Source organism: Paenibacillus xylanilyticus (genome assembly GCF_013359935.1).
Taxonomy (GTDB): Bacteria; Bacillota; Bacilli; order Paenibacillales; family Paenibacillaceae; genus Paenibacillus; species Paenibacillus xylanilyticus.
In genome coordinates this window covers 114,788-139,705 of the sequence record NZ_JABMCB010000185.1, presented here as the reverse complement: position 1 = coordinate 139,705, position 24,918 = coordinate 114,788, and the positions used below count along the sequence as shown (strand labels likewise).

The following is a 24,918-nucleotide window of genomic DNA, read 5'->3' as shown; positions in this document are numbered from 1 at the left end:
ACAATATGTGATTAATCCGCCCATTCCCAGCGATGAGCGTATTGTTCGAGTTTAGGATGAAGGGAATCCGTCTGGCCATCGATAAGGAGACGCAGTTTCGTAATCCAATCCTTGAATGAGTCAAACGAAGCAAACAGATTGGCCATTTCAACGGTCATATACAGAAAATGAGGTGCCGGATATTCAGACGTCAAATGACGCAGAGCAGAATCAATTGGCGTATACTTCTTCCTCTTGCCTTCCAGCCCCTCGACTTTGATGTGGAATTCCATATGATCTCTCCTCCAGTCATGAAGGCGATCCTCCCTTTTATAATAGGCCTGTACTCCATCCTTGCTCATTCGCTTGACCGTGCTCTCATGCAGCGGATAGAGAACCAGCTGTGTAAACGAACGCGTATCTGCAGCGACTGTTGCACGTTCAAGCTGCTCGTCTGTTACATGCTCGAATGAATCATAGAAAATCAGTGTACCTTTCCGGCTTGCCGGTGGCGGCTCGTAACCGTAAGGAACCGAAGCATATTTTCCAGACATGTTATCCCTCCTGTCCGTGTATGTTCATGTTCAACTTCAGCTATTTATTCGTATCCTGTTCTTCATGATCCTTCTTCAAATCCACATAGAATGTCATTTTATTCTTGCCCGAACGCTTCGATTCATACAATGCTTCATCAGCCATACGGATAATTCCACTCGGATTGTCGCTGTTTGTCGGATACTCGGCACCACCGATACTGCAGCCAATGCGAATCCGTTCATATTCAATAATAAATGGTTTATTCAGACTCTGGATAATTTTTTCCGCGTAAACACTCGCTTCTTCTTTTGGATCAGTCCCGATAGATCGAAGGACAATGAGGAATTCATCTCCTCCAAGTCGAACCGTAATACCCTTGTCATGGCTAAGGGCCATCAGGCGCTGACCCACTTTTTGGAGCAGGACGTCCCCGGTTTGATGTCCAAGAGTGTCATTTACCCGTTTGAATCCATCCAGATCCAGATAAAGGAACGTCAGTGTATGATCGGCACTCTCTGAGACAAGAGATTCCTCCAGGTACACTTCGAGCGCTGTCCGGTTAGGCAAACCTGTCAGTTGGTCATAATGAGCCAAGTTCTGCATGAAGACCAGTTCCGAATCTTTATTGGTCAACGTGGTCAGCATGTCCCTAAGTGACATGGATAACACTTCAATCTCCTTGATCCCCCTGTTCTCCGGAACCTGTACCTGATCACCTGCACGAAGCTGGTCTGCCACTTGAGTCAAGCGTGTAATCGGAAAGGAGATTCGCCGGGAAATCAACCAGCCAATGAGTGCAAACAATACGGTAACTGCAAGTCCCGACCAAACATTAAACCATAACATGTCGGATACGGAAGCAAAAGCCGTTGACTTGAGCTGACGAACGACAATAGTCCATCCGAGGCCCGGATAATCCAGATGCCCCTGGCTGTAGGCGAGTCCGGTAACATATTCCTTTCCGTCAGCCCACTTTTCGATGGACCAGCTTGTCTTGTTAATCTCCGCTGCCTTCATCTCCGACAATTCCAGTGGTTTACCAACCCATTCCTCCGGACCAAGCAGCACCGTGTGCTCTCTGTTGCTAACGATAAACATTTCAATGTCTTTCTCCTGATATTTCATAGGCTCCAGGACGCCCTTTTCCACCTCTTTTGCCCACGCCCAGCTTAAATGTGCAGCGAGCACGCCTGCAACCTCGCCGTTTTTATATTTCAGGGGAAAGCTGATATCGACAAATTGCAGCGGCTCACCTGAAGGGTTCGGAAGCAGTTTGGCCAGAAGTACCGCGTTATGTACGTCTCCAATAAATTTACCCTTGATGCCTTCCTGATACACAGGTCGTTCAGACAAATTTTCACCACGCAATATGCCATCCGTTGAAGCCAAAACTTTTCCCTTCGGATCCATGAATCCAACCCAGGAGAATGAGGGAAAGCTATTCTGTAGCTGATTCAGCAGCATCTGGATATCAGCAGGTTCATAACGGTCTTCCAGCCCGGCCATCTGGCCAAGAAGATCCAGTTCTCCGGACCGCGCCCACATGAAGCGATCCAGCTTGTCCGCTGTTTGGGAAGCGGTGCTGGTCAGAGAATGCCCGATTTCCGTTTCCACAGCGACCGCTGATTTTTGACTAAAAATATAACCGATCGTTAACGTTACCAGCAAGGATAACACGGCGAAGGTCATGGTAAGTATGGTTCTAAGTTTGTAGGACATGTTGGCCTCCAGAAATCGGTGAAACCATCTTTCTTTTCAACACTGGACGTGCTGCAAAGGATCCATGGGATGTCACCTGTTCGTTTTCATCTTTATCGGAAATCATGCCCTGTTTTATTATACAAGTCACATCCAAAGTTATGTTGTTGTTATTAACCAGTGACTCCTCATTTCTTCCATTCAAAGAATAGTCACGATTCTGTATATACATACTTGGGTTATGAATATAGAGAGCAAGCATATCATCCTATGATGAGATGACGATCAGCATGTTAGTCATACAGAGAGAACTTCAACTAGAATTGGGGGGTGTAATATTGAGCCTGCTTCATCTTGCTGTTATTTTCCCTTTTGCGATGGGAATTTTGCTTACGATGTTGAACCGCTTCTTCCGTAAAATACATATGGGATGGCCGGTTCTTATTGTTCCGACGGTGTTGTTCGTATATTTTGCGAGCCTTATTCCTGCCGTGTCTCAGCGGAACCCGGTATCCGGGTATATCCCTTGGATTCCGTCACTGGACATTGGATTTAATCTATATCTTGATGGTTTAAGTTTGCTGTTGACCCTGTTAATTACAGGTATCGGGGTTTTGGTGGTGTTCTACTCCATTTTTTACATGGATCAAAAAGAAGACCTGAATCGCTTCTACCTGTATTTGCTCATGTTTATGGGGGCCATGCTTGGCGTCGTGTTGTCTGACAACATGATTGTATTATATGGATTCTGGGAACTCACAAGTATTACCTCATTCCTGCTGATCGCCTTTCATTACAAACGCAAAGCCTCCACATCCGGGGCACAGAAGTCATTTCTGATCACCGTATTTGGCGGTTTCGCCATGCTTGCCGGATTCATGATGATGTACCTGATGACCGGGACGTTCAGCATCCGTGCAACCATTACGGAATGGGGACAGATTCAGGAGAGCGCATTATTCTTGCCTGCACTTGTACTGATTCTAATCGGCGCATTTACCAAATCCGCGCAATTTCCGTTTCATATCTGGCTGCCGGATGCAATGGAAGCTCCGACACCCGTCAGTGCATACCTGCATTCGGCCACCATGGTTAAGGCAGGGATATACGTCGTTGCACGGTTTACTCCAATCTTCGGTGGACAAGGAACGTGGTTTTGGCTTGTTACAGGCGTAGGTCTCCTGACTTTATGTTACGGATCATTCCTTGCTGTGAAAAAGAACGACCTCAAAGCAATTCTTGCCTATTCCACAATTTCACAACTCGGATTAATCATGTCACTGTTTGGCGTCGGCTCAGCTGCTCTTTACTTCGGTTACGGCGCGTCCTCTGCCGTTTATACCGTTGCAACGACAGCCGCTTTGCTCCATTTGTTCAATCATGCGACCTTCAAGGCAGCTCTCTTCATGGTTGCCGGCATTGTGGATCATGAAACGGGTACACGCGATATTCGCAAGCTCGGAGGACTGGCTTCCTTTATGCCAATCACGTTCACGGTAGCGCTCGTCGGTACACTTGCCATGGCTGGCATCCCACCCTTTAACGGATTTCTGAGCAAGGAGCTGTTCTTCCAAGCCATGGTGGAAGTGACTCATTTGCGAATATTCGGTCTCGGTTCGTGGAGTGTACTATTACCAGTACTCGCTTGGCTTGCCAGTGTGTTCACCCTGATCTACGCGCTTATTATTGTGTTCAAAACATTCCTCGGTCAACGTCGCAGTGAACTTCCAGTAGAGAAGCTGCATGAAGCTCCGGTTGGCATGCTGATTCCTCCGGTTATCCTCGGTGTACTCGTCATTACATTCGGTCTTTTCCCGAATCTGCTGGCTGGATCACTCATTGAGCCGGCGATGGCCTCGGTACTTCCAGCCCTTTTGGATGGCAAAGAGCACTTTGATGTGCATTTCTCTCTGTGGCACGGAATTACGCCTGAACTAATCATGACTATTGGTGTGGTTTTTCTTGGGGTTACATTGTATAAGCTGTTGCCGCGCTGGAAAAATATTTATGAACACTACCCGCAGGGCTTGACGATTAACAACATCTACCATGTTGTTCTCGACAATGTGCAGCATTATGCCCGCAAATGGACAGAAGCTTATATGAACGGATCTGTTCGAAACTATCTGGTGTACATTTTCTCGTTCACCGTTGCCTTGCTCGTTTATGCCTTTTTCCGTTCAGGCGAAAATATTACCTGGAATTTCAAAGGGCATGCTCCGTTCTCTTTCTATGAAGCGGTTCTGCTTATTGCACTGATCGCAGCTGCAGTCTCCATTCCTTTTGCCAAAAACAGATTGTCTGCTGTTATCATGACAGGTGCTGTCGGTTACCTTGTGACCCTGCTGTTCGTATTGTTTCGTGCGCCCGATCTGGCATTGACCCAGATGATTGTAGAGACCGTCTCAGTTGCCCTGTTCTTGCTATGCTTCTACCATCTGCCTGAGCTTCAACGTGGGCGATCCAGCCGCAGATATCTGAGTGTAAATATGATCGTAGCCATAGCAGTTGGTATTGTGATGACCTTTGTAGCCCTCGCCGTAAGCGGAACAGCTTCATTGGAGAGCATTTCCAACTTCTTCGTTCAAGAAAGCTACAATCTGGCAGGTGGCAAAAACGTTGTCAACGTGCTGCTGGTGGACTTCCGTGGGTTTGATACCATGCTGGAAATTATGGTGCTGGGGGTTGCCTCGTTATCCATCTACTCCATGATCAACCTGAATCTTGAAGCGAAGGATCTCGGAGCCCGGTTGAAATTCCGGAAAAAAGAAAATACCCAAGAAAACGATAAACATCTGGATGACGAAGCAGATAATACGAAAAAATATGGAAACCAGGAGCGCAGCTCTTCCACCTGGGATACAGTGCCGCTGCAGAGTAACGACGTGCTGCTGCAAACGACCACCAAAGTGGTTGTGTTTATCATCCTCACCTTTGCACTGCATTTGTTCTTCGCTGGACATCATAATCCGGGTGGAGGTTTTATAGGTGGATTGGTCACCGCTGCTGCACTCGTCCTGATTGCTCTAGCATTCAGTACAGATACGGTACGTAAAGCGCTGCCCATTGACTTTCGCAGCTTGACAGCCGTCGGATTAGCCATCGCCCTGTTGACGGGAGCAGGTTCCTTTTTATTCGGCGCACCTTTCCTCAGCCAGACCTTTGGTTATTTCGAACTGCCTTTGCTGGGAGAGACCGAGCTCGCCACCGCCATGCTGTTCGATCTCGGCGTGTATATCGCTGTCCTTGGCGTCACCATGAATATCATTCTACAGATCGGGGAGGATCGCTGATATGGAAATATTGATGTGCGTTGCTGTAGGCATTCTGTTTGCCGTCGCCGTCTTTTTAATCTTGTCACGGAGCCTGCTCCGAATCGTGCTGGGCATGTCCATCCTTACCCATGGGGTGCATATGCTTCTGATGACGATGTCACGGCTTAAAACAGGTGCCCCTCCTTTGCTTGGGGAAAAGGCAGAAAGCTATGTCGATCCGCTGCCTCAAGCACTGATTTTGACATCCATCGTGATCAATTTCGGGTTAACCGCCTTCTTCTTTGTTCTGTCGTACCGTTCCTATTTGAAGCTGAGAACGGATGATATGGAAGAAGTAAGGGGGCGTCCATATGAATAATCTCGTCGTTTTACCATTACTGCTGCCGTTGATAACAGGTGTTATTGCCATTCTGTTTTTCCGGAAGATCCGTATCCAGCGTATCGTCAGCGTCATCGGACTTCTATTAACGGCTGCTGCATCAACCGTATTAATTACACAAGTGGCGAGTTCAGGTGTACAGACCCTGAATATGGGCGGTTGGGCTCCGCCATACGGTATCGTACTTGTTGCCGATATGGTATCTGCCCTGCTCGTTATAGCTGCTTCTATCATAGCACTGGCATGTCTGCTCTATGCCTTTCGAAGTATAAACAAGGAGCGGGAAGAACATCATTTTTACGTCTTCTTTCATTTTCTGATTGCAGGCGTAAATGGTTCTTTTCTGACAGGCGACCTGTTTAACCTCTTTGTCTGTTTCGAACTCATGCTCATTTCTTCTTATGCGCTAATCGTACTTGGAGGAACGGAAAGACAACTGCGGGAAACGATCAAATATGTTCTGATTAATATTGTTTCTTCCGCATTATTTGTCGCCTCCATCGGCTTCCTTTATTCCATAACAGGCACGCTGAACATGGCACACTTGTCCACTCGGATTGCCGAGGTGGGGCAGAGTGGTGTGATTACACTGATTGCGGTTCTGTTTCTCATCGTCTTCAGCATCAAGGCGGGTCTGTTCCTGTTCTTCTGGCTGTCAGGTTCCTATGCTGCTCCCCCAGCTGTGGTAACGGCTCTGTTCGCCGGGTTGCTAACCAAAGTGGGACTATATGCGATTGTGCGTACATTCACACTTATTTTCTACCATGATCCGGACTTCTTTAATGCACTGATCGGATGGATGGCTGGCGCAACCATGATTCTAGGTGTAATTGGAGCCATCTCTTATCGTGACGTGAACAAAATTCTGGTCTATAACGTTGTTGCAGGTGTTGGATTTGTCGCCTTCGGCATGGCCGCAGCAAGTCGTCAGGCTCTGGAAGGTCTGCTCTTCTACATGCTGCATGATATGCTGATCAAAACACTGCTCTTCCTGCTGGGAGGTGCCCTGATCGCAGTTGCGGGTACGTCCAAACTCGACAACATGGGTGGTCTGATTCATCGCTATCCGCTGCTTGGCTGGATGTTCTTCATCAGCGCACTTGCACTGGCAGGTATCCCTCCGTTCAGTGGTTTCCCGGGTAAACTGCTGCTCTTCGAAGGCGGCCTGCAAGCCGGTCTGTACGGTCTTACAGGAATAGCGGTACTCTCCAGCCTGCTGATGCTCTACTCGGTTCTGCGCATTTTCATTCAGGCGTTCTGGGGCGAACCGCCAGCAGGTGTTATTAGACGGCCCTATGCCGTGAACGGGCTGTTAATCCCTGCCGGAATTTTGTTTATATTCATCATCGTAATGGGCTTGGGCGCTGAAGGGATGTTCCAGCTGACCGCCCGCGCAGGCGACATTCTACTGCATCCCAATATTTATATTGATGCCGTATTGAAGGAGTAGATGTTTATGGCCTTTCAGATTGTATTAAATCTCATTATTGCCTTTGTATGGATGTTTTTGAATAACGCTTGGGACGGTGTTGGTTTTCTAATTGGTTATCTGCTGGGACTGCTGCTAATCGGCAGTATGCGGCGATTCTTCCCCCAGCGCTTCTATATTGTGCGAGTCTGGGCCATCATCAAACTGATCTTCCTGCTGTTCAAGGAGCTGATTCGGGCCAGCGTTGAAGTCATCCGCCAGATTATTAAGCCCAAACTGGAAATTCGGCCCGGTATTTTCACCTATCGAACGCAGTTGTCCTCTGATTGGGAGGTTACCTTTTTATGTCTGCTCATCTCGCTTACACCGGGCTCACTGCCCCTTGAAATATCGGGGAATCAACGGAAGCTCTTTATTCACGCATTGGACATCAAGGATGAGCAGAAAATGAGGGACGATATCAAAAACACGTTTGAAAAAGCCATAATGGAGGTGACGCGTTAATGTTAACCTCAATGTTATTCCTCTCCCTGCTTGTGCTATCCCTGGCGATCCTGGGGTGTCTGTACCGCGTGCTGCGTGGACCATCCATGGCTGACCGGATCACTGCCCTGGATACGATTGGCATTAACGTCATTGCCGTCGTAGCCGTTCTGTCCATGATGCTCCATACGCAGGCTTATCTTGATATCATATTGCTGATTGGTATCCTTGCTTTTCTCAGTACAGTAGCATTCGCACGTTACATTGAACGGGGGGCGGTATTCAAAAATGAAGGAGATCGTTAATGGAGCCGCTGAAATAGCGATCGGTCTGATCGTTTTACTTGGGGCCTTGCTGAGCGCACTCAGCGCATTTGGATTGATTCGACTGCCAGACGTCTATCTGCGGGCACATGCCGCAACGAAAAGCACCACCCTCGGCGTGTTTTGTGTACTCATCGGAACGTTTTTCTTCTTCTGGTATTTCGACAACTATATCAGTGCGCGTGTATTGCTCGGTATTCTGTTTGTCTTCATTACCGCCCCGGTTGCCGGTCACCTGAACGCACGTGCAGCCTATCGCACGGACGTTCCGCTCTGGGAACAGAGCGTCCAGGATGAACTAGAACCGCTGCTCAAAGGTAAAAAAGTCAACCATGAAGCCAAGGACATGATGGAATGACTGATAATGTACATTTTCATATGGACAAAACCATGAACAACCCCGCAGCATTCGCACTAGGTGCGCTATGTTACGGGGTTGCTTTGGGATCACGTGACACCTATTTATAGAAACTTCTTAAGCCAACGATAGGCCTCATCACCGCTAATCTCATGTCCGCCTGCAAAAAAGTCCGCACCAAGAACATCCATTGCACCCTCTTGTTCATAAATCTCACCCAATCGTACGTATGCCTCCCTTGCCGTAACCTGCGGAAATACCCGATCCTCACTTCCTGCTTCAATGAATAACGGCCTTGGGACAATCAGACCCAGAATATCCGGTAACTCGGCTTCACGTAAGATACCCGGAATATAATTATCCAGACAATGATTTCGGTCAAGAATACTGCCTTGAAACGTATTGGCATAACCGCTGATTACTGTCGCGCGGCATCTTACATCCAGCGCTGCTGTAAATGCAGCTACCAACCCGCCGCCTGATATACCCATGATTCCGATTCTCTCTGCATTGACTTCAGGACGGGAGGACAAATAATCCAGGACTCTTATTGTCTCATATACCCGATGTCCAGCCAGCGTCTGTCCGGCCATCAACAGATGGGCTGCAATCTTGGTACATGAACTTGTTCCTGGCGGTGCATCCCGATCCTCCTCCAGTCTCCGATCTCCGAATCCGAGCAGCTCAGGCGCGGCAACAACGTAACCCTGCTGCACCAGGGCTACCGCAAAATCCTTATGGAGACCCTTCTCTCCTGCACGCGGCGAACCGTCAGGCTCCATACCGGTAATCTCCCGGCTCCCGTACCCATGGCCATGACAGGCGATCACAGCGGGGATGGGCTCCTGTTTACCGTTTATCCCATTTGGGATCAACACATATATCGGCATACGCAATCCAGCATAGGTGGTAATCTCCACACGTTCTCGCATGTAACCGTCACAGGAAGTGCGTTCCAGCAGGACAGCATTCAGTTCTGCTGCTGCAGTCGGAAAATCCCCCAACCTTGTCCTTACCCTCGAACGCAGCTGCTTGCTCCATTGTTCAAGCGGCTGCCCTGCCTGATACGCAGAACGACCGCGGGGGCTTGTTTGTTTACGCAGATAGGACTCAATCTCCGCCATTATGGCTATCCCTCCCTGTTCATTCAAGCTCTCACTTATACATGAAACAACTATTAGGCTAACCGGACTTATTAATATCCAGTACTTTGCCAGTACATTATAGAACAACCCTACTGCATGTAAATTCAACATTAATGCCTGATTATTCCGAATACATGCTATTTTTATGAAAAAAGAGACATCCCTGCAGCCTGGACAACAGACTTTAGGAATATCCCTCTACTGGATGCCGACCAGCATGAGCTTGTATGATGTAAATCCGGAAGATGATAGCTTTGGACTTTTTATGTTTTCTGCCCTGGCAGCCACCAGTTCCATTTCCCCATCAGCTTCATCAGTGCAGGTACAAGCAGCAAACGGATGACGGTAACATCAATGAAAACGGCTGCGGTAATTCCAACACCAAGCTGCTTCACCCCTTCCACATCACCAAAGGCAAACGGCACGGTTACTGCAAGCAGGATGGCTGCCGCCGATGTAATCAAACGACCGGTTGATGCGAGACCTTGCATAACAGCCTGGTCACTGTCTCCTGTACGTCGATACACCTCTTGTATACGAGAAAGCATAAATACGCCATAGTCCATTGAAATGCCGAAAACAAGTCCTGCGATAAACACCGGAATCATGATGGCAATCGCCGCTGGCTCCATTCCCAGATGCCCCTGATTGAAGACCAGTACCAGTGCTCCGAAGGAAGCTGTCAGGCTGAGCAAGTTCATCAGAATGGCTTTGATTGGAATAAGCAGTGAGCGAAACGCCGCGAGCAATACCATGTAATTGGACACGATCACGAACACCATTACCTTGGGAAGTTGACCCAAGATTTCCTGAATGATTTCATGCTGTGCTGCTGCTTCTCCGCCATAACGGATGGGTATTTCTATATCCGATTGTTCCGCGTCTCTGTCTTTCATTCTTTTCAGCCAGTCTGCGGCTTGCCCCGAACCAGGTGCTCCCTGGATGGTAGCCACCATGCGAATCGTGTCCTCGGATACATACAAGGGAAGCAGAGAATTTTGTAAATTCGTCTCCCTACCTGTGCTTGTACCCCGAATTGTCCTACCGATACCCGGCCTGTCCTTTTGCTGTATTCCCCATACGGACTCGATCTGTAAAACATCTTCATCTTTCAGTAGGTCCCGCACCTTCTGAAGTGCCGTATTCCAGTGCGCAGCAGTTAACTGCTTTCCTGTTCCTCCGATAAGGATATCAACGGAAGATACATCCTTTTGGCCGAAAACCATCTTCAAGTCCTCTGCCGCCTGGCGGGATTCTATCCTTGCGGGCAGAGACGTCGCATCCGGAATCGCCATCTCCAGCTGTCTGACGGGAAGTACACAGAAAAGCAAAATGCCGGTGCCTAGCATTGTCATCCGGACAGGCTGTTTCATCACCGTGCCGAACCACCGATGCCAAAAGGAACGCTTACGCTGTGGCGCACTGAACGAGTACTGCTTTTTCCGTTTAAAAATCCGGTGGGCATAGAGAGAAAGAATGGCAGGCAGCAGGGTCACATTGAGCAGTACCGATATTACCAATACTGTCATTGCTCCGAGCGAGACACTCAGAAACATGGGCAGTCTGATCCAAACCAGTGACAGTAAACCAAGCAGCACGCAGGCTGCAGAAAATAAAACAGCCCTTCCGGCTGTGCGTAACGTCCTTTGAAGAATCTCATAAGGATCCGGGGCTTTATGATGCTGATCCCGCTGCATCTCTTCCCGGTATCTGCTCAGAATGATCAGCGCAAAATCAATGCTTAGAGCCATTCCCACCATCGGTATGACATTGATAACGAAATTCGATAGCTCCACATAATACCCCATGAGCGAAGTAACGCCCATCGCTGTGACGACACCAACGATACCCATAATTACTGCAATTAGTGCCGCATGCAAACCTCGGAATGCAAAACATAAAATTAGCAGCGCAATCGGCAGGCCAACCATCTCTGCCCGCTCCAGATCGCGAAAGCTCAAATGATTAACATCCTCCTGGACCACAGGCTTTCCGGTTAGACGAATGAATCCGGCATCATCGGCCGCAACCAGGGAGCGAAGACGTTCAATGGGAACATCCATCCGGTGTGCCGGGACATCAAAATCCAGCAGTGCATATGCAGTGTCATCCCGCATCATGGCGCTTCCTCCAGCTTCAAGCGGAGAGATTATGGTTGCCATATCGGGAAGTGTGCGTATCTGCTGGAGATGCCTCCCGATCCACTTTCGAAATTCTGCCGAAGAGGTTCCTGTCTTTTTTTCATAAACGACAATTACCGGATCATCCGGTATTCCGAAGTCTTCCTTGAGAATCGCTTCCACGTGGTGTGCATCCCCGTGAATCCGTTTTAACCCGTGATCCTGCACAATACCGGGCAATTTCCATGCCCACACGGCTGACATCCCGATAATAAGAACCCAGCTGATCATGATGAACCGTGGATATCGGCCAATAAGGAAAGCAAGGCTGCGATATCCCATATCCAGGCTCCTCTTGTTTCCGATTGGTATACCATTTTTCATCGTAGGGGTTGGCGAGTAACAACGGGCATATTACGTATTGGAATAGTACAAGTCTATTCAGCCCAGGATCAGTTTATGTTCAGCAAACAAGCAAAGACGGACAATCTGCACATCTTGCACAGATTGTCCGTCTTAAATAGGGAGCCGGTCTCGAACTCCGCATAGCGGTTCATATGAGGAGGCGATGTTTCTATACAGGCCGTACCACCGTAAATCGCTCGCCAAGCTTGGCGTAGTCATTCCCGGCTAGCCGGCTGATCGGTTTCAGCTGATCCATCAAAATGTAATGATGAGCAGGATCATAAACTTTTTCATTAAAATGATACTGTACAATGCGAACCAGCAGCAGATCAGTGACAGGTTTGCCCTCGTCATTAGACACAGGAATGTGTTGATATAGTTTGCATTCCATGCGGATGAGTGCCTCCTGTATTCCTGGCACCGCTACAACAGTGCTGCCCACTGTTGTCAGGTTAGTCCGCTCCAGCTCACTTTCATGCGGTTCGAGCAGGGCTGCCGTCTCGTTCATCTCGTTGACAATCGATTCATCACAGATATGTACTACAAGCTCTTGCCCAGCAATGACATTGCGGGCCGTGTCCTTCATGACTCCATCCTTGCGGTTAATGGAAATCGATAGTACGGGCGGATCTGAGCTAACGACATTAAAGAAACTGAACGGAGCAGCATTCACGACGCTGCCATCCTCTGAAAGCGTTGTGACAAAAGCGATCGGGCGCGGCACTACCGAACCACTCATCAGTTTATAATTATCCCTGCTCGTCAAATCATTTGGATTCAATGTGTACATCATAAATTTTCCCCTCCCTCATCAGGAAACGAACGGTTTCCCCACAGATGCTGCTTCCTAGTCATTATATATCGCGGAAGGTTGAAATAACAAAAAACTCCCTGATGCCCATGACACCAGAGAGTTTACAATGATGTGCAACCGACATCATGTTCAATTCAATTTATTTAACAATGCTGTTCTGAATATCTTCCAGAATTTGAGTGTTCGCTTGAACTCCGCTATACAGCCAGCTGCTTGTGCTCTCAAATTCAAATACATCTCCGTTTTTCACTGCAGGTATACTTTGCCATACAGCATCGTTCAACGCTTCTGCCCCTGCTCCCTTATCACTGTTAACCAGGAACAGATAGTCAGCGTCCATTTCTGCGATCTTTTCCATGGAGATCTCGGACCAGTTACCTGTTGCCTTTGCCGATGCTTCCTTCACAACTTCAGGCTGTAACAGTCCAAGTTCGTTGTACATGACTTCACCGCTGGAGACATTGTTACTTACAACATAAAACTTGTTGTTGAAAAGCCACAATGCCGCTGCAGACTTCGTACCACCTGTAACCGAGGCAACTTTTTCCTTAATTTCTTTTGCTTTTGCATCATAATCATCAAGGGCTTTTTGTGCTTCATCCGATTTGTTCAGGAGTTCACCTATTTTCAAAAGAGCCTGACGCCAATCTTTGTTTACATCATCACCAAGTACATACGTTGGAGCAATTTTGTTATACTGCTCATATTTTTCACCTTCAACGGTACTCTCACTGCCCATGATAATCAGATCTGGCGAGAAGCTGGCCATGGCTTCAAAAGGAAGTTCGCTTGCAATTGTAGGAATTCCATTCAGATTTTCTTGAAGATAATCCTGCACACTGCTGCCATCACGGGCTGACCACTGAGCAGCCGGCTTAACGCCGAGTGTTACCAGATGATCTTCTAGATAGGAAGCAATGACACGCTGCGGATTAGCTGGAATCGTCACATCATGACCCTGTGCATCTTTGACTGTTCGTTCTGCTGGTGCTTCTGTCTGTGTCTCTGTCTCCGTTGTTGTATTGGTCTCTCCTGCTGCTGTTCCGTTGTCTGCGGACTTCGTTCCACATGCGGCCAGCCACATGGACATGATCATAATCGTAATTAAAAGCATGATCCCTTTTTTATTACTCTTCAACACGTGATTATCCCCTTTCATGATGAACACCTCTATTTGAGCTGGTATGGCAAATTTAAAAAGGGCCACACACTCTCCGTGCATATAATCCCTGTATGTACTTGTCCATTTCCATTGACAATGATAATTGTTATCAACTAAGTTGTCAATGCAGTTCTTGCTGATATACAGGGATCGTTGTCTACGAGTCCATTCACCTTTGGGCGAATGCCACCATATGATGTTTTCAGAATACGACGACAGGAAGGATGTTCGTAGATGGATTACGTGAATAACAGCTATGCAGGATATGGAGAAAATCGTTCGGTTCAGTTGTCTCCATTGTTCCCCGGAGGCGGACAGCCTACCCAAGGGATCCCCGGAGGACCGGGCTCTTATCCTCCGTTTTATCCAGGCGGAAGTACCGGTGGACAGCCACCATTTTTTCCAGGGGGTGGTCAAGGCACGGTTCCAGGTGTTCCTGCTCAGTTAACACAAGGTAATCTGCCTACCGTGCTGAGCGCCTATCCCCGCCCGGTAGGTCAGCCGCCCGCGGAGATGGTATTTCTTTATAACCTGATCAAAAGCAGCCCAGGGCTTCTGCCGCTGTTTATCCAACAGCAACCGCAGAATTTGACTCAGGCTGTGCAATTCGCCCAAACGGGCGTAGCTGCGCCCCGGGATCATAACCAGCGTGTACTGCCCAACTTTTGCTATAACCGATGGTCCCTTGTATTTACTTATAATGATGTCTATCTCATGTGGCCTGCCATCAACCTGTTCGGTTTTGTCGTAGGATACTTCTATCCGTTCCTGACTCCTGGCATTTTGCTCAATACGCAAATATTGTTTGCTCTCTGTTAAAAAATCAAAGCGCCCCGTCCGGAGCTTAAACCTACGGATGGGGCGCTTTCGCGTTCCATTGTATTTAACGGGTATGTTGACGAGACCCACGCTTGCCCACCATAACCAGGTAGATCAATAATGCACCAAGATCAGCACAGGCGATAACGATCCCCATGGGTACAGCCGTTCCTTCTCCTCCCAAACCAACGAGCGGAGCTACGATACCGCCAAACAAAAATGTCATGACTCCTATAAGTGCAGATGCGCTGCCTGCTGACTTGTCCTGATTGGCCATAGCCAGTGCAAAGGAAGCTGTGTTAACGAGACCTACGCTGGAAACGACAAGAAACAGCGGAATCAGTATGGATATCAGGTTTCCCCCTGCCAGAATGGCAATAAGCAGGGATGTGCCTCCCAGTGCAGCTGCAGCGAGACCCGCGATTAGCAGACGGGTTTCGGACACTTTGCCCGCCAACCTCCCGGCAATCTGGCTTGCCAGAATGATTCCCAAACCATTAATGGCGAAGCAGACACTGAACATCTGCGGAGAGACGCCATAAATCTTTTGCAATACAAACGGTGAACCGGATATGTAGGCGAACATCCCGGCTGCTACAAACCCTTGGGTTAACGCATAACCCATGAACAGACGGTCCGCTGTGATTTGGCGAAATGTGACCAAGGTCTGCTTCAACCCTCCGCTAGATCTCCGTTCGGACGGCAGTGTCTCTCCCAGCCCGAAAATAACGGCCAGTAACGTGAGCACACCAATAAGGCTGAGCAAGATGAAAACGCCTCGCCAAGATGTATAAACGAGTAATTGTCCACCGATAATGGGTGCAGCAATGGGCGCTACGCCGTTAATAAGCATTAGCAGAGAGAAGAACCGGGTTAACTCCGGGCCTGAATACACATCCCTTACAACCGCCCTTGAGATTACAATTCCGGCTGCACCCGCAGCCCCCTGAATAAAACGCAGCACAACAAATGAACCCATCGTTGGGCTCACCAAACAGAGTATCGAAGCGATAGTATATAGCACCAATCCTGCAATAAGCGGAGTACGGCGTCCTCGTACATCACTGAGTGGTCCTGCCAGCAGTTGTCCGGCTGCAAGTCCAACCATGCAGGCTGTTAGACTAAGCTGCGCGTACGAAGGCGAGGAATGAAAATCCTCGGCCAATGTAGGCAGTGCAGGCAGATACATATCCAGGGACAGCGGACCGAAGGCCGACAATGTCCCCAAAATCAATGCCATGCGTACACGAGATGTGGATGAATGGTTTAAAGAGGCTGGTGTACTTTTCAACATGTATGACTTGTTCCTTTCCCTACGAGGTGCTTGCTGCCTTAGTGTTCACCGTCTCCAAGCAGCCGCAGCAGATTGGATGGCAGTGTAAACTGTTGATTGTTAATGATAATACGGCGCAGCTCTTCTTCATCTCGCTCATTCTCTGCATCCTTGATCTCCTGGATCTCCCGGTGGAGTCTCTCCATTTGTTGATCGAGGGCATTCGCGGAATCTGCTGCACTTTTCAATTCTTTGGTCAGACGTTCAGGAACGTCCTTGTTGTATTTATAGAAGATTTTGTGTTCAAGGCTCGCCCAGAAATCCATCGCAATGGTACGGATCTGAATCTCAACGCAAGCACGCTCTTCACCATTCGACATATACACAGGTACATCTACCAGAAGGTGCAGGCTTTGATATCCATTCGGTTTCGGATTTTGGATATAATCCTTCACCTCAAGCACGCGCAGATCACTCTGATTGCACAGCATATCCTTGATCCGATAGATGTCCGAGATAAAGGAGCACGTGATGCGCACCCCGGCAATGTCCTTGATGTTTTTCTTGATACTTTCGAAGGTCAATTCGTGATTTTTGCGGAACATCTTGTTCATAATGCTTTCAGGTGACTTCAATCTGGATTTTGTATGCTCAATGGGGCTGTAATCATGCAAGGACTGAAACTCTTCCTTCAGCACTTCAATTTTGGTTTCCATTTGATCCAGAGCAAATTTATAAATCATCATAAATCTTGTAATTTCATATTTGAATTTCTTGAATTGATCAATTGGATGTGGAGCGTTCATCATGGTTTTCTTCCTTTCTTAATGCACACTTGAGTTATTTATAAGGATGAGAATACAGGCTGTAATGCCTTCTCGTATTTCATTATAAATCATATGGAGCCAATAAACGAATTTGTGACACACAGATTGTCAGGATGATCGGAAGGTATGGGATCTTTTTTTTGACACATGCTACATGGTATTCCCTGCTCTGATCGTTATCATATCAACATCTACTGACCATGAAAGAGGCTGATTCTTTTTGCTCTATCAAGTGACGTATTCCTCCAATGAATTTCGTGTAAAAGCGTACATGTGTCTGCCCGAAGGCTGTATGCTCACTTCTTCCCGGATCAGGCTAGGCACGGAAGATCATGCTCAGTTATGTAGTCTCGACTCGTTGGATCAAGTGGAGTTTCAGCTGCTCGCAAGTCGATATCCTCCGCAGCAGGACATAAACAGTATGCAAGAACAGTGGCCGGTACTGATCTATTGTCGTGGAGGACTCGGCAGCTATGGGGGTGTAAAAACGGCCTGGGTAGAGCAGTTTACCCACAAGGGCTATATTGTGTTTGCCCCTTCCTATCGTGGCAATGAAGGCGGCGAAGGCCGGGACGAGTACGGCGGACATGATATCGAAGACGTACGTGCGGCATACCGATTGATGTTAGAACTGCCGTTTGCCGATCCAACACGCATCTCACTGATGGGATTCTCACGTGGAGCTATTAACGCCGTTCATACCGCAACCTCCTTCAACGAAGGGCCTAATCGTGTACATAAGCTTGTGCTTTGGAGTGGTGTTGCGGATGTGGAACGAACGTATCACGAACGAACGGACCTGAGACGTACATTGAAACGCGTACTGGGTGGGTCGCCCCGTGCCGTGCCCGAAGCCTATCTCGCCCGTTCTCCACTGTCTGTGGTTTCCAAGCTTCGCTGCCCGGTGCTAATTATGCACGGTACGGCAGACACCCAGGTGAACTATAGCCATGGAACCCGTATGTATCATTGGTTGAAACAACGAGGAATCGAAGTGAACTTTCATGCTTACGGAGGACAGAATCACTGGTTTCATGAGCATTTTCATCTGACCGCTGTTGATAACATGTTTGATTGGCTCACAGCACCTTAGTTTCAGGTGGAAATCGAAGGCGGCGTCTTTATTTTATGGGATGATGCTGTATACTGGAGGGGTTAAGGATCTATTGAAAGGACGGAATCATCATGCAATCACTGCCTCAACAAAAATATTCCCTTCTGCTGTTGTGCCTTGCAGCTGGAATGGTCGATGTCATTGGATATCTAGGGCTGGGACATGTGCTTACTGCCAATATGACCGGTAACATCGTACTGCTGGGTATTGCGATTGCTCGCGCTCAGGAAATTGTCGTTTTGCGTTCATTGATCGCTCTCGCAGGATTTATCGCCGGTAATGCCATTGCGGCTCGCATGATCGGTACCAATCAAACCAAAAACGGCTGGTCTCCCCGCGTTACACAAGTGTTCGTGGTTGAAAGCATTCTGCTTCTGATGTTCGCCATCGCCATGGTCAGCCCTTATTCAGAACAGGTGTCTTATCTGCTCATTGCTATACTGGCCGCTGCTATGGGGATGCAGACGACAGCTGCCCGGCGGATCGGAATCGCCGGAATCTCCACAACCGTACTGACTAGCAATCTCGCCGCAGTTGTCGAAGATGCCGTAGGTATTCTTCAGCGTCTCCGGCACGCAAGTGTGGGTTCCCTTTTGAAGGTTTTATCCACTGACTCGTATTTACGGGCGTATGCCGTAGTCATCTATCTGATTGGCGTTATTGTAGCCGCGCTTCTGTTCCACAACGTGCCTATCATTGCTGTCTGGGTACCTGTAATATTGGTTGGGGGCGTAACCGTAATTGCCAAATACCGTTTCACCAATGATCGAGTTGAACAATCCGAAAGCTAGTGTGCTAACGAATCTCTAAAAGCATAAGTCCATATGACTCATCCACTTTGAGCTTCATTCCTTTGGGATGCTTCCTGCCGAATGCACTGTACCAAATGCTGTGCTGCAGGTGACAACACCTCGCCAGCTCGGGTACAGACGGCTATCGTGTTTTTTAGATGGACCCCTCGAACGAATACACGTGCAAGCCTGCCCTCCCGAACATCCTCCTTCACCACCAGTGAAGAAATAAAGTTGGCACCATAACCCGCTTTTACCGCACTGATCGTTTCATTCAGACCATTAAACTGCAGCGCAATACGAGGAGAAGCCAGGTTGTTTGTGGTGCACAATGAGACAAGCCGATCACGTGTCACGCTGCCTTCTTCACGCATGATAAATGGTTCTGCCACCATATCGGCCAGATCCACTTCCCGCTGTGCATACGGATGATCGGGATGCACGACAAACCACATTTCATCCTCAAACAGTTCATCCCAATGGACGCCATGATGTGTGATCCCGCTTCCACCGTAAATGGCAATCTCCGCCTCATAGCGCAGCAGCTGATCAAAAGCCATTCGGGTATTGGTCGTGCTGACGACCAGTTCCACATCCTCATGCATCTGCTTGAACTTCGCAATCCAGCCAGGCAGCAAAAAGTTGGAAGGTAAGTATGTCGCCGTCAATCGAATCAACCCTTTTTTCCCTTCACGCATATCCTTCACAAAGTTCTCCACATCCTGTTCCAGCATAAACAGGCGTTCCGCATATCCTTTTAATTGTGCCCCTGCATCGGTAAGAACCAGTCGTCTACCCTCCGAAACAAATAACCGAATTCCCAGTTCACGTTCAAATTTCTTCACCTGAGCCGATACCGCCGGCTGGCTAATATTCAATTCTTCTGCGGCACGCGTGACACCGCCATATCTTACAATGGCATGAAACAATCGCAGTCCATGTAAATTCATTTCTTTCACTCCTTCCATCCTATAACACATAACTTATTATTATGATTATATTCATAATATATATTTTATTTATGTTTTTACAAGCCTTATAGTTGAATTATGAAATTCAAAACATGGTTATTGGAAAGGAAGATATCCCGATGAAAAATGTACATCCTTCCTCAGCTCAACACAACTGGACTCAGGTGGACGATTATTTGAATAAGCTTCTGATTCCCACGGATTCACTGCTGGAGCAAACGCTGCAATCCAATGCAAAAGCCGGTTTGCCGGCCCATGATGTTGCTCCAAACCAGGGGAAATTGCTTCAGCTCCTGCTTCAAATTCACGGAGCGGCACGGGTACTTGAAATCGGAACCCTGGGTGGATACAGCACAATCTGGATGGCTAGAGCACTGCCTGAACACGGGAAAATTGTTACGCTTGAAGCCGATCCGCATCATGCTGAAATGGCACGTACCAATCTTACGCGAGCCGGGCTTATCAATAAGGTTGATCTGAGAGTCGGTCCTGCACTAACGACCCTGCCTGACGTGCAGGAAGAATACAGGGAACCTTTTGACTTTATCTTCATTGATGCTGACAAACCAAGCAACCCCGATTATCTAAGATGGGCACTCCGTCTGTCCCGGCCGGGAAGCCTCATTATTGGGGACAACATCGTCAGAGACGGCGAAGTGGTCAACGCGGAGAGTACAGACAACAGAGTTCAGGGCGTACGCCAATTCCTGCAGCTGATCTCCGAGAACCCCCGTCTGGAAGCAACGGCCCTACAGACCGTAGGCAGCAAAGGATATGATGGATTTGTGATCGCTCGCGTGATTGAACATCATGACACAAAATAAACAGCGGTCAATTCTTCCGCAAATTCCCCTTTCCTGTTAAACTGGAATCACTGCACTGGTAACGACTGGGGGATTCTACTTGAGGGTTTTACGACAGATTCATGCTGAAATTCGGGGTTGGTCCCGAAATATTCAACTCTTTTTTCTGGCAAGCATTCTGTATCAGATCGGAAATGGCATGTTCTCGGTTCTGTACAATCTGTACATCCAGGGACTGGGCTACAATGATACGATGAATGGCCAGATCGTAAGTATACAATCGTTGGCGACAGCCATCATGTTTGTGCCCATCGGATTATGTGGCGATCGGTTCAGCCGAAAACGCCTGCTCATTACTGGGGCTTTATTCAGCGGAATTTTCCTGATTGGCCGTTCATTTGATTATTCTGCGAGCGGCCTGATCTGGTTCGCCGTATTTTCAGGGCTATTTGCGGGAGTATTTCAGGTCCTGGCCATCCCGTTTCTGGCTGAGAACGTGAAGAAAAGTCAGCGATTGAAGATGTTCAGCTATTATTCCTCCATTGTACTCGCTTCACAAGTGCTTGGAAGTCTTGGCGGCGGAGTATTTGCCGACCTTCTGCATACAGCGGGAATCGCCAAGGTTACTGGATTGCAAACCGTATTGTTCATTGGTGGTGCAGCGACACTGGCAGCGTTTATTCCGCTGCTGTTTGTATCCGATGAGAAGGCTCCTGCACACATGGCGACGACTGATCAAGCCGTTCCTGCACCGATTGCGTCAGAAAATAGGAATTGTTCAGCTGCCCAACAGATCGGGGATGTAAAGGGCAAAAATAAAGACTCCCGACTGATTGGTCAGTTTGTAATCACCCAATTACTGATTGGATTCGGTTCCGGACTGGTCGTCCCCTACCTGAATCTGTATTTCACCAACCGTTTTTCCGTTTCACTCAGTGCCATGAGCTTGCTGATTTCGCTGGGCCAGATTATGACGATCGTATCCATGCTGATTGGGCCAACTCTTGCCGCCAAAGTGGGCAGTGTGCGGGCCGTGGTCATCTTTCAGGTGCTGTCCCTGCCATTTTTGTTATTAACCGGCTTCACGAATCTGCTGCTCATTGCCTCTGTGAGCTTTCTGTTCAGGCAAGCATTGATGAATGCTGCCAATCCGATTCAATCTGCCATTCTGGTGGACAGGGTATCCGACAAGCGGCGTGGCATTGCGAATTCCCTGATGCAGACTGCATTTATGGTTGGGTGGGCCACGATGGGACCCGTTCAATCCCATCTTGTAACCACGTATGGCACCTATTGGGGCTACGCCATTACGTTTAGCATTACTGGCAGTTTATACGTGATTTCCTCGCTGATGTACTATATGATGTTTAAAGAGCCCAAGCCTTCAGCACGTGTTCGGTTGAACTAAACCAATGGCACCAAGTTAGCTAACATCAATAGTTGTTAACATCTAATCGTTCGCAAACATTGAACAGCTGCGGGATTCGTATTTTACCATCAGGAGTGATCTTACATGAATCGCACTTTCAATCCAGACTCATATTCACTGCTCATAGAATCCGATTCAGCCGGAAGACGTTGCGGATGGAACTGATGCATAGACTCAGTCCCTCCGCCTTTTTCCGTTTTATTCTTAGTCTTGGCGTCTCTATTCTTGGCGGACTATTGTTCACCGCGATCCATACGCCGATTCCCTGGCTGCTTGGACCCATGGTATTCATGCTGCTTGGCTCACAGGTGGCTAAACTGCCGCTCATGTGGCCAACCTCCATCCGGGACTATGGCATTCTGATTGTTGGCTACTCTATTGGGTTAACATTGACAGAAGATGCTCTGGAAAACATTCTCCACCAGCTCCCCATGATGCTGCTTATGACCATGCTGTTAATTGGATTATGTACATTGACCGCATATATTGCTTCCAAGCTGACTGATTTTGACTTTCCTTCCCTGCTCGTGGGCAGCATTCCCGGCGGGCTGTCTCAAATGGTCTCTCTTGCAGAGGAGATGAAATCGATCAATCTGACTCTGGTGACTTTTTTGCAAGTGACCCGGCTGATCATGATTGTGTTCTGTGTTCCGTTCCTGCTGTTCAGTCCGTGGATTGGCGGAACGCTGGGTGCCTCAACTGATCCGCAAGGGATTGAAGCTGCTACGTGGATTGATCTCTTTCCGGAGATTCTGCTCTATGGACCGCTCTGTGTAGCTGGTGCCTGGGTGGCTCGCAGACTTCGATTTCCTACAGCGTTTATGCTTGGGCCGATGATTGTCATGTGTGTCATTCAACTGACTACAACGATGGATACACCACCGCTGCCGTCCTCCTTGCTGAACATATCGCAATTAATGATTGGCAGTCACGTGGGTCTCATGCTTCGACCGCAGCAATTACAGCGCAAGGCGCAGACCATTACCCTTGCTGTGCTCAGCAGTGTTCTTCTTATTGCAGGCTCGCTTGGGCTAAGTTATGTGCTGATGCATCTATATTCACTCACGGCTGCTACCTCACTGCTCAGCATGGCCCCAGGTGGAATGGACCAGATGAGTATCATGGCTCATGAGGTGAACGCCAATTTGTCCGTTGTGTCAGGGTATCAGCTGTTTCGTATCCTTTTTATTTTCTTCATTGTATCCTCACTATTGAAACTCCTTTTCACACATCTGCTGAAGAGACAAGAAGAGCGGACCCGTACCACATCCACCTCCTGAAATGGATAAGCACGCCAAAAAATAAGAGTATCCATAGATTTATTATCCATGGATACTCTTTTTAGCCTATTTCCAGATATGAAACTTGTTTAATGCAAAATTGACTTTTTCGTTCGTTTTATGAGTACGTGCGATTATACATCCAGCTGACTACACCTACTGTCACCACGGCAGCAGCAATAAAAACATAATATCCCGTCTTGCTCTTCGATTTAGAATAATAAGTATAATTATCCTTTTCCAATAAAACAACTTCACTCTAGAATCCGAGGGTTGGTTTCCTGTTCCAGCCAGGCCAGTATATCAAAAGCCTCCTGATCCGTACTTCCACACATGTCAGCCGAAGCCTGCAATCCGCTGCATACAGCCGGACGATCCGGCTGACCGAATATGCTGCAGCGATTGTCCTCCGTCAACTGTACACAGCGTACACCTGCTGGTTTACCATCTTCCATACCCGGGATCGGTGAGGAAATGGATATGGCAATGCAACATGCGGCGCAGCCTGTCCTGCATTCCAAATGAATTCCCCCTTTCTTCTTCTCATATCTAGATGAATGGACGTCATCCACGATTTACCCAAGTCCACGTCCGTGCCAGCCCTTGTGCAATTCTCCGGTTCATGGCGCTATTTCCGAAGTACCCTCCATGACTAAGCGGATTCCAACTCCCGATCCAGCCACCCGAGTTAATCTCAATATCCGCCTTGACCGCAGCTTCATAGGCCGGATCGATGGGCCTTAAAGGATATCCAAGAATATCGTCCCGATCATAAAAATTAACCCACTCCCCCTCCAGCCCAGGGAAGTACTGCTGTGCCGCCATGGAGGACGGCACCTGAATTGGACAGCTAAAATCGTGATAGCGCAGACTCCATAGTGGCAGTGTCGTTCCAAATGAATAGAAGTTCGTTAACGTGTCTCCCCGCTCCAATGCAGATGTGACATCCACAATCGACGGAACCCGACTGGATGGAAACTGCAGATCATAAAAAAAGTTACTGGCAATGACAGCACCCAGGCTGTGGGCGATAACACAGAGCGGGGCTTCAGGACCGCTGCGCTGTGCAAGTGCATGCAGGGCTCGGTTTAAGCTGCCATGCACTGCGTCATAATTATGTCCTTGATGCTCGACCGGCTGATAAGCAACGGCATCCGCCAGATAATGTATAACAAATCTTCGCAGCACCTGGTAATTCAGCCGTTGTGAGCTAACAAGCTGCTGGTATAAGGCTTCTTCTCTCTCTTCAAAGACGTCAGCCCAGAAGACTGGCTCAATATCCAAATATTTTTCCGCAGCACCACGCATAACCATCACCTGATCGAATTCCTTATGCAAACGTGATATCAGTGTATCCGCATAATCATCCCTTTGCATACCCAGCCCATGAATAACCATTACTGCGACACGGGTCATGGCTCTCCTCCTTTGTCCACTACACTAGGAACTCTTCCTGAACCATATGAATACTCCATCAGTAACATGCATATACGCGGCGATTCAA

General features: G+C 48.2%; 23 protein-coding genes. 12 read left to right on the top strand and 11 right to left on the bottom strand.

Annotation, left to right across the window (positions count from 1 at the left end):
• Positions 1 to 11: 11 nt before the first annotated feature.
• Both HP552_RS15245 and HP552_RS15240 read right to left on the bottom strand, forming a co-directional pair.
• A complete protein-coding gene (locus HP552_RS15245; RefSeq protein WP_175396273.1) occupies positions 12 to 533 on the bottom strand; it encodes a hypothetical protein in 522 nt (173 codons plus the stop codon).
• Positions 534 to 573: 40 nt separating this feature from the next.
• Positions 574 to 2,235 (bottom strand): sensor domain-containing diguanylate cyclase, encoded by a 1,662-nt coding sequence (locus HP552_RS15240; RefSeq protein ID WP_175396272.1) that lies wholly within the window; start codon positions 2,233 to 2,235, stop codon positions 574 to 576.
• 317 nt (positions 2,236 to 2,552) lie between these two features.
• Here HP552_RS15240 and HP552_RS15235 point away from each other — a divergent pair, with 317 nt between their 5' ends.
• Genes HP552_RS15235 through mnhG form a run of 6 tightly spaced genes read left to right on the top strand, consistent with a single transcriptional unit; the run spans position 2,553 to position 8,461 of the window.
• Complete coding sequence (locus HP552_RS15235; protein WP_175396271.1) at positions 2,553 to 5,507, top strand: Na+/H+ antiporter subunit A; 2,955 nt, start codon at positions 2,553 to 2,555, stop codon at positions 5,505 to 5,507.
• 1 nt (position 5,508) lies between these two features.
• A complete protein-coding gene (locus HP552_RS15230) occupies positions 5,509 to 5,847 on the top strand; it encodes a Na(+)/H(+) antiporter subunit C (RefSeq protein ID WP_175396270.1) in 339 nt (112 codons plus the stop codon).
• On the top strand, positions 5,840 to 7,318 hold the full coding sequence (locus HP552_RS15225; protein WP_175396269.1) for a Na+/H+ antiporter subunit D: 1,479 nt from the start codon (positions 5,840 to 5,842) through the stop codon (positions 7,316 to 7,318). Before HP552_RS15230 ends, HP552_RS15225 begins: the two co-directional genes overlap by 8 nt.
• A 6-nt stretch (positions 7,319 to 7,324) precedes the next feature.
• Positions 7,325 to 7,801, top strand: coding sequence for a Na+/H+ antiporter subunit E (locus HP552_RS15220; RefSeq protein ID WP_175396268.1), 477 nt, complete (start codon positions 7,325 to 7,327; stop codon positions 7,799 to 7,801).
• On the top strand, positions 7,801 to 8,085 hold the full coding sequence (locus HP552_RS15215; RefSeq protein ID WP_175396267.1) for a Na(+)/H(+) antiporter subunit F1: 285 nt from the start codon (positions 7,801 to 7,803) through the stop codon (positions 8,083 to 8,085). The genes HP552_RS15220 and HP552_RS15215 overlap by 1 nt, the downstream gene beginning before the upstream one ends.
• Positions 8,069 to 8,461, top strand: a complete 393-nt coding sequence (gene mnhG, locus HP552_RS15210) for a monovalent cation/H(+) antiporter subunit G (protein ID WP_175396266.1) — start codon at positions 8,069 to 8,071, stop codon at positions 8,459 to 8,461. The genes HP552_RS15215 and mnhG overlap by 17 nt, the downstream gene beginning before the upstream one ends.
• A 104-nt stretch (positions 8,462 to 8,565) precedes the next feature.
• Here the strand turns inward: mnhG and HP552_RS15205 are convergent, their stop codons facing one another.
• The 4 genes from HP552_RS15205 to HP552_RS15190 form a co-directional block, all read right to left on the bottom strand.
• Complete coding sequence (locus HP552_RS15205; protein ID WP_175396265.1) at positions 8,566 to 9,585, bottom strand: alpha/beta hydrolase family protein; 1,020 nt, start codon at positions 9,583 to 9,585, stop codon at positions 8,566 to 8,568.
• A 284-nt stretch (positions 9,586 to 9,869) separates the two neighbouring features.
• Entirely contained in the window at positions 9,870 to 12,068 is a 2,199-nt protein-coding gene (locus tag HP552_RS15200; RefSeq protein WP_175396264.1) for an MMPL family transporter, read from the bottom strand.
• Positions 12,069 to 12,300: 232 nt separating this feature from the next.
• Positions 12,301 to 12,921, bottom strand: a complete 621-nt coding sequence (locus HP552_RS15195; RefSeq protein WP_175396408.1) for a flavin reductase family protein — start codon at positions 12,919 to 12,921, stop codon at positions 12,301 to 12,303.
• 163 nt (positions 12,922 to 13,084) lie between these two features.
• On the bottom strand, positions 13,085 to 14,086 hold the full coding sequence (locus tag HP552_RS15190) for an iron-hydroxamate ABC transporter substrate-binding protein (RefSeq protein ID WP_312884298.1): 1,002 nt from the start codon (positions 14,084 to 14,086) through the stop codon (positions 13,085 to 13,087).
• Positions 14,087 to 14,341: 255 nt separating this feature from the next.
• Between HP552_RS15190 and HP552_RS15185 the strand changes: the two genes are divergently transcribed.
• The gene (locus HP552_RS15185) at positions 14,342 to 14,926 is read left to right on the top strand and encodes a hypothetical protein (RefSeq protein ID WP_175396262.1); all 585 of its coding nucleotides are present in this window, start codon (positions 14,342 to 14,344) and stop codon (positions 14,924 to 14,926) included.
• A gap of 64 nt (positions 14,927 to 14,990) precedes the next feature.
• Here HP552_RS15185 and HP552_RS15180 read toward each other — a convergent pair whose 3' ends face one another.
• Together HP552_RS15180 and HP552_RS15175 are read right to left on the bottom strand one after the other, a co-directional pair.
• Positions 14,991 to 16,220, bottom strand: a complete 1,230-nt coding sequence (locus HP552_RS15180) for a multidrug effflux MFS transporter (RefSeq protein ID WP_175396261.1) — start codon at positions 16,218 to 16,220, stop codon at positions 14,991 to 14,993.
• Positions 16,221 to 16,258: 38 nt separating this feature from the next.
• Positions 16,259 to 17,005: a GTP pyrophosphokinase gene (locus HP552_RS15175; RefSeq protein WP_095287774.1), complete on the bottom strand. Its 747-nt coding sequence runs from the start codon at positions 17,003 to 17,005 to the stop codon at positions 16,259 to 16,261.
• A 241-nt stretch (positions 17,006 to 17,246) separates the two neighbouring features.
• Between HP552_RS15175 and HP552_RS15170 the strand changes: the two genes are divergently transcribed.
• On the top strand, positions 17,247 to 18,119 hold the full coding sequence (locus HP552_RS15170; protein WP_246310901.1) for an alpha/beta hydrolase family protein: 873 nt from the start codon (positions 17,247 to 17,249) through the stop codon (positions 18,117 to 18,119).
• 92 nt (positions 18,120 to 18,211) lie between these two features.
• The gene (locus HP552_RS15165) at positions 18,212 to 18,931 is read left to right on the top strand and encodes a YoaK family protein (RefSeq protein WP_175396260.1); all 720 of its coding nucleotides are present in this window, start codon (positions 18,212 to 18,214) and stop codon (positions 18,929 to 18,931) included.
• Between the two features lie 38 nt (positions 18,932 to 18,969).
• Here HP552_RS15165 and HP552_RS15160 read toward each other — a convergent pair whose 3' ends face one another.
• Complete coding sequence (locus HP552_RS15160) at positions 18,970 to 19,881, bottom strand: LysR family transcriptional regulator (RefSeq protein WP_175396259.1); 912 nt, start codon at positions 19,879 to 19,881, stop codon at positions 18,970 to 18,972.
• A gap of 140 nt (positions 19,882 to 20,021) precedes the next feature.
• On the opposite strand from HP552_RS15160, the gene HP552_RS15155 reads away from it, so the two are divergent.
• The 3 genes from HP552_RS15155 to HP552_RS15145 all read left to right on the top strand — a co-directional run bounded on the left by HP552_RS15155 (position 20,022) and on the right by HP552_RS15145 (position 23,414).
• The gene (locus HP552_RS15155) at positions 20,022 to 20,726 is read left to right on the top strand and encodes an O-methyltransferase (RefSeq protein ID WP_175396258.1); all 705 of its coding nucleotides are present in this window, start codon (positions 20,022 to 20,024) and stop codon (positions 20,724 to 20,726) included.
• Between the two features lie 79 nt (positions 20,727 to 20,805).
• Positions 20,806 to 22,113, top strand: coding sequence for an MFS transporter (locus tag HP552_RS15150; protein WP_175396257.1), 1,308 nt, complete (start codon positions 20,806 to 20,808; stop codon positions 22,111 to 22,113).
• A gap of 176 nt (positions 22,114 to 22,289) precedes the next feature.
• Positions 22,290 to 23,414, top strand: coding sequence for an AbrB family protein (locus tag HP552_RS15145; RefSeq protein ID WP_246310900.1), 1,125 nt, complete (start codon positions 22,290 to 22,292; stop codon positions 23,412 to 23,414).
• Between the two features lie 254 nt (positions 23,415 to 23,668).
• On the opposite strand, the gene HP552_RS15140 is transcribed toward HP552_RS15145, so the two are convergent.
• Complete coding sequence (locus HP552_RS15140; RefSeq protein ID WP_175396256.1) at positions 23,669 to 23,935, bottom strand: YkgJ family cysteine cluster protein; 267 nt, start codon at positions 23,933 to 23,935, stop codon at positions 23,669 to 23,671.
• Positions 23,936 to 23,978: 43 nt separating this feature from the next.
• A complete protein-coding gene (locus HP552_RS15135) occupies positions 23,979 to 24,830 on the bottom strand; it encodes a chemotaxis protein (RefSeq protein ID WP_175396255.1) in 852 nt (283 codons plus the stop codon).
• Positions 24,831 to 24,918 lie beyond the last annotated feature (88 nt).